Source organism: Neiella litorisoli, from assembly GCF_014773395.1.
GTDB classification, from domain to species: domain Bacteria; phylum Pseudomonadota; class Gammaproteobacteria; order Enterobacterales; family Neiellaceae; genus Neiella; species Neiella litorisoli.
The window spans coordinates 237843-252319 of record NZ_JACXAF010000001.1 but is presented as its reverse complement, the minus strand read 5'-3'; the positions used below and the strand labels follow the sequence as shown (position 1 = coordinate 252319).

14 protein-coding genes are annotated in these 14477 nt (G+C 51.0%); 10 read left to right on the top strand and 4 right to left on the bottom strand.

Features of this window, described 5'->3' with window-relative positions; genetic code table 11:
* Positions 1-60: 60 nt before the first annotated feature.
* Positions 61-840, bottom strand: coding sequence for a MipA/OmpV family protein (locus IC617_RS01140; RefSeq protein WP_191143143.1), 780 nt, complete (start codon positions 838-840; stop codon positions 61-63).
* A gap of 512 nt (positions 841-1352) precedes the next feature.
* Between IC617_RS01140 and IC617_RS01135 the strand changes: the two genes are divergently transcribed.
* A complete protein-coding gene (locus IC617_RS01135) occupies positions 1353-1631 on the top strand; it encodes a hypothetical protein (RefSeq protein ID WP_191143142.1) in 279 nt (92 codons plus the stop codon).
* 58 nt (positions 1632-1689) lie between these two features.
* Here the strand turns inward: IC617_RS01135 and IC617_RS01130 are convergent, their stop codons facing one another.
* Both IC617_RS01130 and bshA read right to left on the bottom strand, forming a co-directional pair.
* Complete coding sequence (locus tag IC617_RS01130) at positions 1690-3870, bottom strand: cation:dicarboxylate symporter family transporter (protein WP_191143141.1); 2181 nt, start codon at positions 3868-3870, stop codon at positions 1690-1692.
* Between the two features lie 23 nt (positions 3871-3893).
* Complete coding sequence (gene bshA / locus IC617_RS01125; RefSeq protein ID WP_191143140.1) at positions 3894-5105, bottom strand: N-acetyl-alpha-D-glucosaminyl L-malate synthase BshA; 1212 nt, start codon at positions 5103-5105, stop codon at positions 3894-3896.
* Positions 5106-5356: 251 nt separating this feature from the next.
* On the opposite strand from bshA, the gene ubiE reads away from it, so the two are divergent.
* From ubiE to hemB, 9 genes are all read left to right on the top strand, one after another.
* Positions 5357-6112: a bifunctional demethylmenaquinone methyltransferase/2-methoxy-6-polyprenyl-1,4-benzoquinol methylase UbiE gene (gene ubiE, locus IC617_RS01120; protein ID WP_191143139.1), complete on the top strand. Its 756-nt coding sequence runs from the start codon at positions 5357-5359 to the stop codon at positions 6110-6112.
* Positions 6113-6115: 3 nt separating this feature from the next.
* Entirely contained in the window at positions 6116-6712 is a 597-nt protein-coding gene (locus tag IC617_RS01115; RefSeq protein WP_191143138.1) for a ubiquinone biosynthesis accessory factor UbiJ, read from the top strand.
* A 49-nt stretch (positions 6713-6761) separates the two neighbouring features.
* Positions 6762-8402, top strand: coding sequence for a ubiquinone biosynthesis regulatory protein kinase UbiB (gene ubiB, locus IC617_RS01110; RefSeq protein WP_191143137.1), 1641 nt, complete (start codon positions 6762-6764; stop codon positions 8400-8402).
* 67 nt (positions 8403-8469) lie between these two features.
* Positions 8470-8706 carry a Sec-independent protein translocase subunit TatA gene (gene tatA / locus IC617_RS01105; RefSeq protein ID WP_191143136.1) on the top strand — a complete coding sequence of 79 codons (237 nt, stop codon included), beginning with the start codon at positions 8470-8472 and terminating at the stop codon, positions 8704-8706.
* A 6-nt stretch (positions 8707-8712) separates the two neighbouring features.
* On the top strand, positions 8713-9093 hold the full coding sequence (gene tatB, locus IC617_RS01100; RefSeq protein WP_191143135.1) for a Sec-independent protein translocase protein TatB: 381 nt from the start codon (positions 8713-8715) through the stop codon (positions 9091-9093).
* Complete coding sequence (gene tatC, locus IC617_RS01095; protein ID WP_191143134.1) at positions 9083-9838, top strand: twin-arginine translocase subunit TatC; 756 nt, start codon at positions 9083-9085, stop codon at positions 9836-9838. The genes tatB and tatC overlap by 11 nt, the downstream gene beginning before the upstream one ends.
* Complete coding sequence (locus tag IC617_RS01090) at positions 9825-10415, top strand: hypothetical protein (protein ID WP_191143133.1); 591 nt, start codon at positions 9825-9827, stop codon at positions 10413-10415. Before tatC ends, IC617_RS01090 begins: the two co-directional genes overlap by 14 nt.
* 11 nt (positions 10416-10426) lie before the next feature.
* Positions 10427-11932, top strand: coding sequence for a sensor domain-containing diguanylate cyclase (locus tag IC617_RS01085; protein WP_191143132.1), 1506 nt, complete (start codon positions 10427-10429; stop codon positions 11930-11932).
* Positions 11932-12936 carry a porphobilinogen synthase gene (gene hemB, locus IC617_RS01080; RefSeq protein WP_191143131.1) on the top strand — a complete coding sequence of 335 codons (1005 nt, stop codon included), beginning with the start codon at positions 11932-11934 and terminating at the stop codon, positions 12934-12936. Before IC617_RS01085 ends, hemB begins: the two co-directional genes overlap by 1 nt.
* A gap of 22 nt (positions 12937-12958) precedes the next feature.
* Here the strand turns inward: hemB and IC617_RS01075 are convergent, their stop codons facing one another.
* On the bottom strand, positions 12959-14476 hold the full coding sequence (locus tag IC617_RS01075) for a Ppx/GppA phosphatase family protein (RefSeq protein WP_191143130.1): 1518 nt from the start codon (positions 14474-14476) through the stop codon (positions 12959-12961).
* Position 14477 lies beyond the last annotated feature (1 nt).

Below are 14477 nucleotides of genomic sequence, written 5' to 3'. Positions count from 1 at the left end.
CTGGCGGCGATCAAAAAAGCGCTCAGAACGAGCGCTTTTGTCGTTTAATTGTTGCTTTGCTTACCAGAAGCTGTAAGTCACGCCGGCAAAGACCATCGACTCCATGTCGTCGTCCAGCATCGGGCTATCTTCTAGATCTGAATCCAGCATAGAAACGCGGCCACCGCCTAGCACTTTCCATTTTTTGTTAATTTCATAGGTGGCTAGCAGTTCTGCACCGTACTTCAGTGAGCTGCCTGGAGCATATGCGGCAAGGCCGCCTTCGTCTTCTGAAACGCCATAGTAGTAGTCAGCGTAATCACTGCTCATCCACTTCACGAAGCCGCGAGGCAAAACCACGAAGCGATCAGAAATGTGGAATGGGTAACCGTAGCTGACACGAGCAATGGTACCTTCACTCTCATCAGAGATATCGGCAGCGACTTTGGCATCGACGATACCCCACTTGGCCATATAGCGATAACGCACACCAGCCATGAAGCTGCGATCGCGATCGTCAAGACCATCGATGTCACTGTCGCCCGCGTCAAACTCTTCAGAGCCAGCCATCAAAATCACGCTGAGGCGGCTGCTGCGGTTTTCAATTACCTTATAGCCCGCTTCAAAACCTTCGAAGTAGAAGTTCTTGGAGTTAAAGAAGACCAGCGGTACTGCTGAAGTTGAATCATCATAGCTACGATAGGCCGAACTTGGCGCGGCAACACCAAGACCAACTGCCAGCGTACTTTTTTGAGCGCCTTTAGTTGGTACGCCATCTGGAGACGCTGAAATGGAAGCTGCGGATGCTGAAGTGTGAATAAGTGCTGCGCCAATAGCGGCAGCTAATATTTTTTTATACATGTTGGTTACCTGTCCTTGCGGTATTCGTTGAACGACTGAAAGCCTTGTGCATTCAGGCTTAGATCTAACATACCGGCTGAATATGACTGTTGCTAGATGCCACAGCAATAAAGTTCAGCCGTTACCTTTTTTGCTGTTAACTGGTTGTAATTTCTAACGGATAAAAATCTCTCAGTTGTGGCAGGCATTACATAAAAGTAACAGGGCTAAGTGTAGAACGAAGTTCTGATAGTTAAAGTTTGGCGACGAAATTATTATTGCCGAATATCGTTTAATTACCTGATTTCTCGTTAATAATCGTCTTTTTCGCCAAGTTTCAGCAGAACTGGTTGCCGCAGTAGCCGTTGGTTTTATTGGGATTAGTGGACTGCTGATACAAAATGACGATGCTGTTAACGACATCGTTTCAATCTGGTCTAACCAGATGAGGATGAATTGATTAAAAACAAAACAACCGTCAATTAGAGGTGGTAGGTTAGAGTTAATACTCAAGTGGAAAGGCTGAGATCATCATGAAAGCTTCTACATTCTCTCGTTATGTTGACCAGTTTGGTTTGCCGGTTATTGAGCGCCAGCATCGCCGCGGCTTTCGCCAGTTTTTGGTGTTGTGGATTTCTATTTTTGTGGTGATGGCAATTGTCACTTTTAGCAATTGGTCGTTAGGTTTCCCCTCGCCGGTTTGGCTGACCTTAAATGGCTTGATTGTGATGGCCTTCTTTGGCTGTGCTTATCAGCGTTACCAGATACATCGCCATATTCGCCAATACCGCCAAGACGACCAGCGCCACTAACGACTTGCAATGACCTGTAATGTTCAAGCCCCGCTGAGTTGCGGGGCTATTTGTATTGCTACTTCACCCACCCCAATACATCTTTGATGATGGACCAGCGAGATTCTTTGGTTGTTGCACCATGGCCCTGAATCCAATAGTCGTATTGTTTGTCGATAAAGCCATAAGCGCGAACCATATCAAGCCAGTTGTTGACGTAGTTGAGTAAATCTTGGTTGCGGCGGGCGAGGGCAAAAGCAACCGGAAATGAATACAGCCGGCCCGTACCGGGCTCTTTCATTAAGGCTACGCCATAATCTGGGTAGAACAAGCTCCACGCATAGCCAGCCTCTGCGCTGGTCAGCAGGGCATCGTATTGATGCGGTTTGTCTGGGTTAAAGAAGCTTTCATAGTGGACCAAATGCTCAAATTCTAGATTGGTCAGCACTTTTTGTGCGCGCCGCACCATGGCCTCATGCTGAACAAAGGCAATATTGACTTCATCGCGCCGCAATAAGCTGGTATCGCTGTAATGTTTTACTAGGTGGTCGGGTACCACTAAGGCGAGATTCAGTTGCATCACTTGCCGCGTAAACGCCACGTGTTTCATTAATTCGGCGTCCACTTCTATGCCTGACATGGCGATATCAAAGTAGCCCCGTTCCAAATCGTCGGCCATGTGGTCGTTCATATAGGGAACAAATTCAACATCAACGCCGAGATCGGCAGCGAGTCGATAGGCCAGCGCGACATCCAGGCCAACCAGCTTGTTTTCACTGTTGAAATAGCTGAACGGGACATTACCTCGTTGGTAACCGACCTTAATCACGCCGCGCTGGATGATGTTCTCAACGGTGGAGATTTCCGGGTTAGAGACTCGATTCCAGCTTGAGGTTTCTTGCGCTTGATCGGTCAGGTTGCGCTCGACGCGCATGCCAGCAATCAGGCTAGAGGTATTTTTATCTTCGTCAATTAAGTGCTCTAGCATGATGCGGGTGCCGGCGAACACTAACACTGTACTGATACCAAACAACGCAAAGAATTTGATGGCAGCAATTTTCGGTCGTTTGACGCCATAAACCACCACCACAGCGGCTAGCAGAGTCACCGCCATCAGGTTCATCACGGCGACTAGGGAATTAAAGCGACCGGTAATAAATGAAGAAACCACAAATAGCTGGTTTAAGTCGGCTGGCAAAAAGACGCTTTCTAGTAAGAAAGGTACGGCCACATAAACACTACCAAATAAGCTGAGCAGTCCACTGACGCCGACCATTGGGTAGCTGCCTAGATCGACCGGTTTGCCAATAAACCAGCCAGCAAAAAAGATAAATAGAATAATGGTGAGCTTGCCGAGATTGGGGAAGGTGAAGGCAATCGGCAACACCACATCAACCAGCCGTAAGGCGTCCTCAGAATCCTTACCGTGTTTCTTCAGCAGTTGTTTACTTTCTTCTAGTATCACCGGCAGGCAGATGAAAATATTGCCGGTGGAAAAGGCCGTGACCAGCGCGCCCCAAGATACTCGCATCACATCGCGATAGCTAAATGGAGTAAAGCTGGTTAGCAGAACAGGCAGCACCACAAAGGCCAGCAGCATGCACAACACAAAGTAGCTGATCATGAATACTTGGAGGCTTTCTAACTCTTCCACACTCATGGTGCCGGCGGCATTTGCTGACATGGCAAACACGCCGATAGGAAGAATTTTCACCACTGATTGAGTGATTTTGGAAAGCCCTTCGGCAGCAGTTGACGCTAAATCAATCACCCGATCTTTATTTTTGACCGTGATTAACGCGACCCCGAGGGCAATGCTAAACAGCACCAGAGCGGGCACGGCGCCACTGGCCATCGATTCAAAAGGGTTTGCCGGGATATACAGCTTGAGGTAGTCGATTTCTGCTTTTGGCTGTACTTCGCTGGTACTAAAAAAGCTCGCTGATTCTAATGTCGGGAACGTTACCGGAGCGAGCAAAATAGCGATGAGGCCAATGGCCCAGATCGCGGCCATGATACTGCCTGCTTTGGTGAATATCGATTTGGCATCATCGGCATTTAGCTTGCCGATGCCACTGATCAGACTGACCAGAATGTACGGGTAAATCGTCATTTGCATCAGCATAATGACGGCGCTACCGACCACCCCGGTCCATGCGACGAGTTCACCAAAAAAAATCCCAGTGATGATGCCCAGCACCATGGCGATGATCATGGTGGTGGCTAATGATGGGCGCCAACCCTTTGATTTTTCTGCCATCGATAACCTCCGTGTTGACTGATTTAAGCGGTTTTGGCTTCCGTTACCAGTAAGCCATGGTATACCGCCTCATGCGCGATGCATACCGCTTCGGAGGTGTAATTGCTGTTGGCTTTGTCAATACAGCGTTGATGCATTTCGGCGGGCGATTGCCGTTGTTCATCAAGCAATGACAACACATTTTGTGCCGTTGCTTCGATGTCGCCGACAGTAACCAGCCTGCCGGTGCCAGCAACTACCTCTGGCATGCCGCCGACATTATTGGCGACCGTCGGCACCCCTTGCACCATGCATTCGATTAAGGTCAAACCGAAGCTTTCATAATCGGATAGCTGCAAATTGACATTGGCAGCGGCAAACCAGCGGTTGATATTGGGCTCCTGACCCACCCAAATAATGTCATCGGCCATCCCAAGTTGCACCGCCAAATCCTGGCAGGGCGTTACTTCTGGCCCTTCGCCGAGCAGTATAAGCTGGCAATCCCGTTGCTGCCTGACTAGGGCAAAAGACTTGATAATGTCGGGAATACGTTTGATTTTACGGAAGTTTGAGGCGTGGATTAGATAGCTGGCTTGTTGGTCGAGTTGCAATTGTTCACGTGCTTGCTGGCGTGAACCGGCAAACATTTTTCCCGGTGGCACGAAGTTGGCGATAACTTCGGGGTAAACCGGCAAGTCAAAACGCTGGTGGGTTTGCTGCGCCAGATCATCGGACACACAAATAACCCGCTGCGATTGGTTTAACACCGTGTCGATCACCCGATGCATGGCTGGATCGTCTGCCAGCTTCACCACATCGGTACCATGCAGAGTGGTGACCAGCTGAAAGGGTTGCTTGCAGATTTGCTTTGCCATCACCGCGGCGGCAGCATAAGGCACCGCGTAATGGGCATGAACGATTTCAATGTTCTCTTGCTCGATCAGGTTGGCCAAGGCGCCAGCCAGCGCTAGGGTGTGAGGCGCACTTTCAAAAACCGGATAGTCATTCACCTCAAGCTTGAGGAAGTAGAGGGTGTCGCTTACCTGACGCCACGAATAAGGGTGCTTTTCGGCCAGTAGCCAGACATGATGGCCGCGTTCGGCCAATGCCATGGCCAGCTCGGTTGCAATGATGCCCGAGCCACCCATTTTCGGGTTACACACAAAAGCAATTTTCCTTGGGTGCGCGACTTTCTTCGCTGCCTGTTGTGGTGGCGTGTTGGCATCGTTTAGTTGACTCTGGAGCGATTCGATCACAGCGTTTCTCCAACCATTGTTGTTGCTGATAATTAAAGGCAATCATTAAGTTATAGTTAATTTTTGACGCTTTGTTGAAAACTTCAGCGGCATCGATACATTGGCTTTTCGAGCGTCGGTTGCGAGGAAAGTTCAGCAGCCATGTGAGGCTGGAGATGATGACTGTGGGCTGCGGACGACCGATGCGGCGCTCTTTCTCCGTTGCCTAGGTTCCGTTACAATCGCCGATAACTTTTTGATAAGGCTTTCCCATGACTGACTCAACATCTGCCACGACGCATTTTGGCTTTCGCCAGGTTGCCAAAGAAGACAAGGTTTCGCTGGTTGCTGACGTATTTCATTCAGTGGCGGATAAGTACGATGTGATGAACGATTTAATGTCGTTTGGTGTTCATCGTGTTTGGAAACTGTTCACCCGTGAGTGCAGCGGCGTTAAAAGTGGCGATCGCGTGCTCGACATTGCCGGTGGCACTGGCGATATCACCGCTTTGATGTCAAAGCGAGTCGGCCCGACAGGGCAAGTGGTACTAGCCGATATTAATGGCTCCATGCTGAAAGTCGGCAAGGCCAAATTACGCGACCGCGGTGTGGTGGGTAATGTTGAATTTGTCCAAGCAAACGCCGAGGCGCTGCCATTCCCCGACAATCATTTTGATGTCATTACCATTGGCTTTGGTTTGCGCAATGTCACCGAGAAGAGCAATGCGCTGGCGTCGATGCTGCGGGTTTTAAAACCGGGCGGGCGCTTGCTGGTTTTGGAGTTTTCCAAGCCTCAGTTCGACTGGCTGAATAAAGTCTACGATGCCTACTCGTTCAAATTGTTACCAAAAATGGGCGAGTTGGTGGCGAATGACAGCGAAAGTTACCAATATCTAGCCGAATCGATTCGCATGCACCCTGATCAGGACACGCTGGCGCAAATGATGCGCGACGTTGGTTTTGATGAAGTCAGCTACTTCAACCTCAGCGGCGGCATTGTTGCTTTGCACCGCGGCTTCAAATTTTAACCCATGATGTTGCAAGCATTTGCCATCTCGCTGGCTGATAAGGCATTGGCGGCTTATTGCAGCCAACAGCCTATGCCACCAAGTTTGCAGCGCATCAAAGGAGCCACGTTAGCGATTGAGTGCTCCGATGCACCTATTGCCATCCTGATTGAAGTCGGCGAACGACTGCGATTGCTGCCATTGCAGGAGCAAACTGCCGATTGCCGGATCGACGGCACACTCGCAGCGCTGCAGCAACTCAAACACAGCGAACGCTTGCCGGAGCTCCTTAAAACTGAAGCGGTGTCGGTTACGGGCGATGTCAAAATTGCCAGCCAAATCGGCGAAGCGCTCAGTCATACTCAGTTCGATAGTGAAGAGTGGCTATCGCAGCGCATTGGCGATGTGCCGGCTCACCTGCTGGTGACCGCGGGCAAGCGTGTACAACACTGGGCAGCGCACCGAAAGCAGACCATGGAGGCCGACGTCGAAGCGTATTTGCAGGACGAAATCCGCTGGCTACCTGCTGCTGCAGAATTGCGTCAATTTAGCCGCCAAGTGAATGAGCTGAACGCTCGTTGTCAGCAATTGAGTGAGCGAATTGAGAAACTAACATCATGATAAACCTTGCTTTCATACCCTGCCTTGCGACTCCGGGAGTCTGTTCGGAATGCTAATCAAACAACATCGCCGGCTCTATCAAATTACTAAAATTTTCTGGCAATACCGTCTTGATCGACTGTTTCCAGAAAGTTGGCTGCCTTGGTACGTTCGCTATGGCCGGTTCATTGTGCTGTGGTTTCGCCCGCGTCACAAAGAAGCCTCTGATGCGGCGCGGTTTCGTCTTGCGTTGGAAGAGCTGGGGCCGGTGTTTGTCAAATTTGGCCAGATGTTGTCGACTCGCCGTGACCTGCTGCCTGATGCTTTTGCCGAAGAGCTGGCCAAGCTGCAAGATCGAGTGGCGCCAATTAATGAATCACAAGCGCGCCAGCAAATTGAGCAAGCCTATGGCAAATCGCTGGAACAGGTGTTTGATTCGTTTGAAGCGGAGCCAATGGCGTCCGCCTCAGTGGCGCAGGTACATGGCGCCAAACTGACCATCAATGACGTGCAGCTGAGCGTGGTGGTGAAGGTGATTCGCCCTGGTATTGGCAAAGTCATTGATGCCGATATCTCGGTGATGCAACTGTTTGCCGGTTTGGCCGAAAAATTTCTCCCCGATGGTAAACGGCTGCGTCCCAAAGAAGTGGTCAGCGAATATCGCAAGACGCTGTTTGATGAGCTCGACTTAATGCGAGAGGCCGCCAATGGCATTCAGCTAAAGCGTAATTTTGACGGCTCAGATAGTTTGTATGTACCAGAAATCTATGCCGATTTCTGTCGTCAGAATGTCTTGGTGATGGAGCGCATTGATGGCATTCCGGTCAGTGATATCGCCGCCCTTGAAGCCCAAGGTACCAACATGGAGCGCCTTGCTGAACGTGGCGTTGAAGTGTTTTTTACCCAGGTTTTCCGTGATTCGTTTTTCCATGCCGACATGCATCCGGGCAATATTTTTGTCTCTCGGCAACACCCTGATAACCCGATGTACATTGGCGTCGATTTTGGCATTGTTGGCACCCTGAACCGTGAAGACAAACGTTACTTAGCGGAAAACTTTTTAGCCTTTTTTAACCGCGATTATCGCAAGGTTGCAGAGTTGCACGTGGCTTCGGGTTGGGTGCCTTCTGACACCAATGTGGAAGAATTTGAATTTGCCATTCGAACCGTCTGCGAGCCGATATTCCAAAAGCCGTTAGCGGAAATTTCCTTTGGTCATGTCTTGATCAACTTGTTTAATACCGCGCGCCGATTCAATATGGAAGTTCAGCCGCAGCTGGTTTTGCTCGAGAAAACATTGCTTTATATTGAGGGCTTGGGGCGGCAGTTGTATCCCCAGCTGGATTTATGGAAAACCGCGAAGCCATTTTTAGAAGAGTGGATGCAGCTGCAAATTGGGCCGAAAGCCGTTTGGCGTGATATCAAGGAAAATGCGCCATTTTGGGGTGAAAAATTGCCCGAAATGCCGAACCTGATTTATGACTCGTTGCAGGCGGTGCAGCGCTTCACCGAACAACATCAGCAATCTGCAGCTCAAATCAGCCAATGGCGGCAGCGCCAAGCGCGCTCATTTTATTGGCTGGCGACTGCGGGGGTATTGGCGGTGTGTGGCGGACTGGTCCACGATACCGTCAGCTGGCCACAATTAACTGGTGTTTTAACCGCTGCCGCAATATGTTGGGTGCGGGGGCTGTGGTTGAATCGGCAGTAGTAGCCGTTGCGAGCCTAGCTCTTTATAATGACGAAGATTTTTTAACCATCGAAATAGGACTGACACCATGGGTGGAATCAGCATTTGGCAACTTTTGATTATTGCAGTGATTGTTGCGCTGCTGTTTGGAACGAAGAAGTTGCGTGGTTTGGGCAGCGATTTGGGCTCGGCCATCAAGGGATTTAAAGAATCTGTCAGTGACGATAAATCGGAGCCGCAAAAAAATGAGCAGCTGACCGATCAAAGCCAAACTGAACAGGATGCGGATTTCACTTCGCAGAAATCTGAAACTCCAAAGAAGTAATCGAACATGTTTGACATTGGCTTTTGGGAGCTCGGCGTTATTGCTGTTCTGGGGCTAATTGTGCTCGGGCCTGAGCGCCTCCCCGGTGCGCTGCGGACGGTGATTGGCTGGATCCGCTCGGTGCGTTCCATGGCGACTAATGTCAAAGAAGAAATTAGTCAGGAGTTACATATCCATGAGCTCCAGCAGAATCTGAAAAAAGCCGAGGAGCAGGGGATGAGTAATTTGGCTCCGGACCTGCAACGTTCAGTGGACGAACTGAAGTCGGCAGCAGAATCGGTGCAGCGCCCTTATCAGACTGACGCTACGGCAGACAGCACGCCACCTTCGCAACAATCTAATTCCGAGCAGCCTTCTCCGACAAAGAGCCCACGTGATGACGGATAACAGTGTCCCGCTAATCACTCACTTGATTGAATTGCGGTCGCGGCTGTTGCGAGCCGTCGTTGCCATTTTGGTGATTTTTCTCTGCTTGGTTTACTTCGCCAATGATTTGTATCATTGGATCGCTGAGCCGCTTGTTGCCCAACTGCCTGAAGGCAGCAACATGATTGCCACTAATGTCGCAGCGCCATTTTTTACTCCGTTTAAACTCACCATAGTGGTTGCCATGGCGCTGGCCATGCCAGTGGTGTTGCATCAGGCATGGGGCTTTATTGCGCCGGGTCTGTATCGGCATGAACGACGTTTAGCCATCCCGTTATTGGTGATGAGCGTACTGCTATTTTACGGCGGCATTGCATTCGCGTTTTATGTGGTGTTCCCGCTGGCCTTTAGCTTTTTTACTAGTGTCGCGCCCGATGATGTGGTGATCGCCACGGATATTTCCAGCTATCTCGATTTCGTGCTGAAAATTCTGTTTGCCTTTGGTTTGGCATTCGAGATCCCCATTGCGGTGATCTTGCTCTGCGTTAGTGGCGTTACATCGCCTGCATCGCTGCGCAAAAAACGCCCCTATGTTATTGTTGCAGCGTTTGTTATTGGAATGCTGCTGACACCGCCTGATGTCATATCTCAAACTTTACTAGCGCTGCCGATGTGGCTGCTGTTTGAGTTAGGCGTGTTGATGTCATCGCTCTACAGTCGCCAGCGCGATGACCAGAATGAAGAGGAATCTGATGTTAAAAGCTAATACCGTGTTGCTGAGCTGGGCATTGCTCATCAGTGGTGCCGCCGCCAATGCAGCCGATTGGCAAGCTGAGTGGCAGTTGTGTGCCTCGGTAAAAAACGATCAGCAGCGCCTGCTGTGCTATGACCGAATTGGCGCCCGCTATGGCTTAACTGGCTCGGGTGCGGCGAAAACCATCAGTCAGGAAGTGCAGCAGCCCGCCGATTCATCGGCACTTGCAAGCGCAATGGTGCCGGCAGAACAGTCTCAAGCTGCGGCGGTCGTTGCCGGCAGTACGCCAGCACCATCTGTTGTGACTGTCGATTCGTCGCCGGAAGAGCAATTTGGCCTTGAGCAAAAAATTATCAAGCAAGAATTGGACAAGATCGATGCCATTGATGCGGTGATTACCGACCTGTCAAAAGATGCATACGGCAAATTAACCCTAAGCCTCGATAACAATCAGCGCTGGAAGCTGCAATCGACCGGACCTAAATTTGCTGAGGGCGACAAAGTGGTGATTGAACGCGGTGCATTTGGCGCGTTTTATGTTCGTAAAGATGGCGCCGGACGAAAAACTCGGGCGAAACGTCTCGAGTAACAGGGTGTTGAATGTATAAGTCGCCATGGAGCTGGTTGTTATCTCTGAGCTTGGTATTGCTGCCAGGCTTGGCCGTGGCGGCTAACCCTGATATTTCCTACCTGATTTCTATTGATCTAGCCGCCGACAGCTATACCCAGCAAGCCAGAGCATTGGCCGTGAACGGTTTATTCTGTGGCGTGCTGCTGGTCATGGCGGTTTTCAAGCTGTTTGTCTATTGGCACAGCCGCACGCTGAGCTTCTTATTTCACGGTTGTTATGGCCTTTGCGTGTTCCTGATGACTGCGGTGGCCACTGGCTTGAGCAGCTTTTTCTGGCAGCCACCATTCTGGAATACCTTCCAATTAATCATGGTCATTGGCGTCGCTGCCGCCGTGTTGATCGCATTATTTGCCGGTGATTTAGTGGCGCAGGCTAAAGCGCCGAAACGACTTCAAGTCGTCTTCCGAGTGTTGATTTTAGCCATTGCGCTTAGTGGCATGGTAATGCTGCTCAGTTGGCATTTATATGCGGTGCGGTTGGTAGTGGTGCTGGCGTGCTTGCTGAGTTTATATATGCTGGGTTGCAGCATCTGGCTGTGGCAGAAAAAAGTTCGTTACAGTGGTTTTTATTTTATCGCTTGGCTGGCGTTGTCCATTGGTTTTGGTTTGACGCTGTTGAGTTACAAAGGCTGGCTGACGTTGCCGATTGCCACTCATGTGCCGCTGATCATTGGTTTGATTGCTGAAGTGATTGTGATTTCGTTTGTTATGGCTGGCAGCTTTGCTGATGCTAAACAAGCGCGCTTGGCAGCCCAGCGTGAATCGCTGAAAAATGCGGAGCGAGCCAATCGACTGCAGCAGCAAGCGCTGCAAGCTCAAGCCAATGCCACCGAAGAATTAGAAAGTAAGGTTCAAGAGCGGACCTTTGAGCTGGAAGTGGCTCTGCGCGAATTGGAAGAGACCAATCGCCAGCTTGAAGAGCAAAGCACGGTAGACTTCCTCACTGGTGTAAAAAACCGCAAGCACTTTGATAAGCGCTATGTTGCTGAATTTCGTCGCAGCCGCCGAGAGCAAACGCCGCTGGGTGTGGTGATGCTCGATATTGATCACTTTAAGCGGATCAATGATACCTATGGCCATTTGGTTGGCGATGAAGTGATTCGCCAAGTCGCCCATCGAATTCAGTCGGTGTTAAAGCGCCCTTCGGATGCTTTGACGCGCTACGGTGGCGAGGAGTTTGCGCTCATCCTTCCGGCAACCCATTTAGAAGGCGCGTTGCTGGTTGTTGAAGAGGTGCTCACGGCAATCAGACAAACGCCGTTCATCACCAATGACGGTGCTTTGCCGGTGACTATTAGCGCCGGATTGTCGGTTGCTGTGGTACAGCCTGAAATGGAGCCCAATGGCTTGCTCGATGCGGCCGATCAGGCTTTGTACAGCGCCAAAGAAGCAGGCCGCGATCAGGCCAAGTGGCAGCAGGTCGGCGCCCAAGGCCACTCACCTCAATCATTACTTTTTAAATCGGACGACTATTGATGACCGCTACTTTTCCTTTTGCCCGCCCTCGGCGGATGCGTAAACATACTTTTTCTCGTCGACTGATGGCTGAGAACCAAGTCTCTGCGGCTGATTTAATTTATCCGGTGTTTGTCTTAGAGGGCGAACAGCAGCGTCAATCGGTGCCATCGATGCCCGGAGTAACACGCCTTTCCATTGATTTGCTACTCGAACTGGCCGATGAACTGGTTGAGCTCGGGATCCCGGCGGTTGCTTTGTTTCCGGTCACGCCGGCGGAAGTAAAGACCGAGTTGGCCGAGCAGGCTTATGATCCGAATGGCCTAGCCCAACGCGCGGTGCGAGCGTTAAAAGCCCACCAACCTGAGCTTGGTGTGATCACTGATGTGGCGCTCGATCCGTTCACGATTCACGGCCAAGATGGTTTACTCGATGAGTCGGGTTATGTGATGAATGATGAGACCGTCGAAGTGCTGGTCAAGCAAGCCTTGAGTCATGCTCAAGCTGGTGCTGATGTTGTTGCCCCCTCGGACATGATGGATGGCCGTGTTGGCGCTATCCGCGAAGCGCTCGAGCAAGCGGGCTATATTCACACTCAAATTTTGGCTTACTCAGCCAAGTACGCTTCAAGTTTCTATGGCCCATTTCGTGATGCGGTTGGTTCATCCGGTAACCTCAAGGGTGGTAATAAATATAGCTATCAGATAGATCCGGCGAATGGTGATGAAGCGCTGCGGGAAGTGGCGATGGATTTGCAAGAAGGCGCCGACATGGTCATGGTCAAGCCAGGTATGCCTTATCTCGACATTGTTCGTCGCGTGAAAGACGAATTCAAAGTGCCAACCATGGTTTATCAAGTGAGTGGTGAATACGCCATGTTAAAAGCGGCGGCGCAGAACGGCTGGCTCGATGAAAAAGCGGTGGTAATGGAGTCGCTACTGGCGTTCAAGCGTGCCGGAGCGGATGCCATTTTGACCTATTTTGCCGTGGACGTGGCGCGCTGGCTCAAAGAGCAAAACAGCTAATCTGACTGGCAAGCGGCGAACATCAGGCTTCTGATGGTTCGCTGAGCTTGGCCTCACTGAGTTGAAAGGTAAAACCAGCTTCGGTTTGGAAATGACTTTCCTCTGCTAAGTTGACAGCCGTTAACGGGTGCTTCTTTTGCCAGTCAGCGGGCATCTGCCAGTGTACCTCGTGGCCATCGCAGTGGATCTGCAGCGGCAGTAACAAATGGTTTGAGCGATGGCTGGTGAGAATCATCGCCCAACGCAAGATCCGCACAAGAGCGATCACTTGTTCATTATCGTAGCCTTGCAGGTGCTGAAGCGAATCGGCCGATAAATCGCCTTTGCTGGCGCCGAGCAAGGTGGCAATCAAAGTTTGTTGGCTGGTTGAAAAGCCCGGCTGATTGGTATGGCTGAGAATGTACGCACCGTGCCGATGGCCATTGACGAATCCAATCGTGAAGCCAATCTCATGCAATTGTGCGGCGCAGGCCAGCATCGCCTTGCCGTCTTCAGTAATCGGCCAGTGAGGCTCAAATTGGGCGCATAACGCCATGGCCGCCTGACGGCATTGTTCGCCATGCTGAGTATCCAAATGGTACTTGTCGGCGAGATTGCTGAGCGTCCGCTGTCTGACATCATCACCGGCGGTGACGTTGAGCATGCCGTACACGAGCCCTTCGCGAAGGGCGCCTCCGGAAATGCGCAAATCGTGGATAGCCAAGGCTTCAAACAAACCAGTCAGGATCGCCAGACCGCCGGCAAACACCGGCTTACGTTCTTCTTTCAGACCATCAATGGTCAGCAGACTCAACTTTCCTGCAGACACCACGCGTTGCTGCAGTTGGTGCAGTACTTCTAAGGTGATGACGTCATCGTAGCCGTTCGCCAGCAGCACTTCTTGAATCGCCCGCAGGGTGCCTGATGCGCCAAGAGCTTGCTGCCAGCCGATTTGCTGATAGTTCGCCACCAGTGGCGCAACGATGCGCTTGGCCTCGTTGACGGCGGCAGTGAAGCTAAGTTGATTAAACAGCCCATCAGCGAAATATTCTTCAGTAAAACGGACACAACCCATATCAAGGCTGACGGCTTGATGAATGTCGGCCCCTTGGCCAATGATCAGCTCGGTACTGGCGCCACCAATGTCGATCACTAAGCGCTGATCGCTGCCGGCAGATGTATATGCCGCACCTTGATAAACGAAGTGGGCTTCTTGTTCACCGCTGATGACATCAATGCGGTTACCGGTGATGTGCTCGGCTTGGGTAATAAATTGGGCGCCATTGGTGGCGAGCCGGATGGTGGCTGTGGCCACAATACGAACGTTTGAGCTGGGAATGAATTGCAGGCGCTCAGCGAATAGCTGGAGGCAGTCAAAGCCGCGCTCCATCGCTTCGGCTGAAAGTGTTAGGTTGTCGTCCAGACCCGCCGCTAACCGCACTTTTCGTTTGATTTTGGCGATGGTCTGGATGGTGCCGGCTACTTGGCGAACCACCAGCATGTGAAAACTGTTTGAGCCTAAATCAATGGCGGCAAACAAATCTTGGTTACTGGTGGTCATA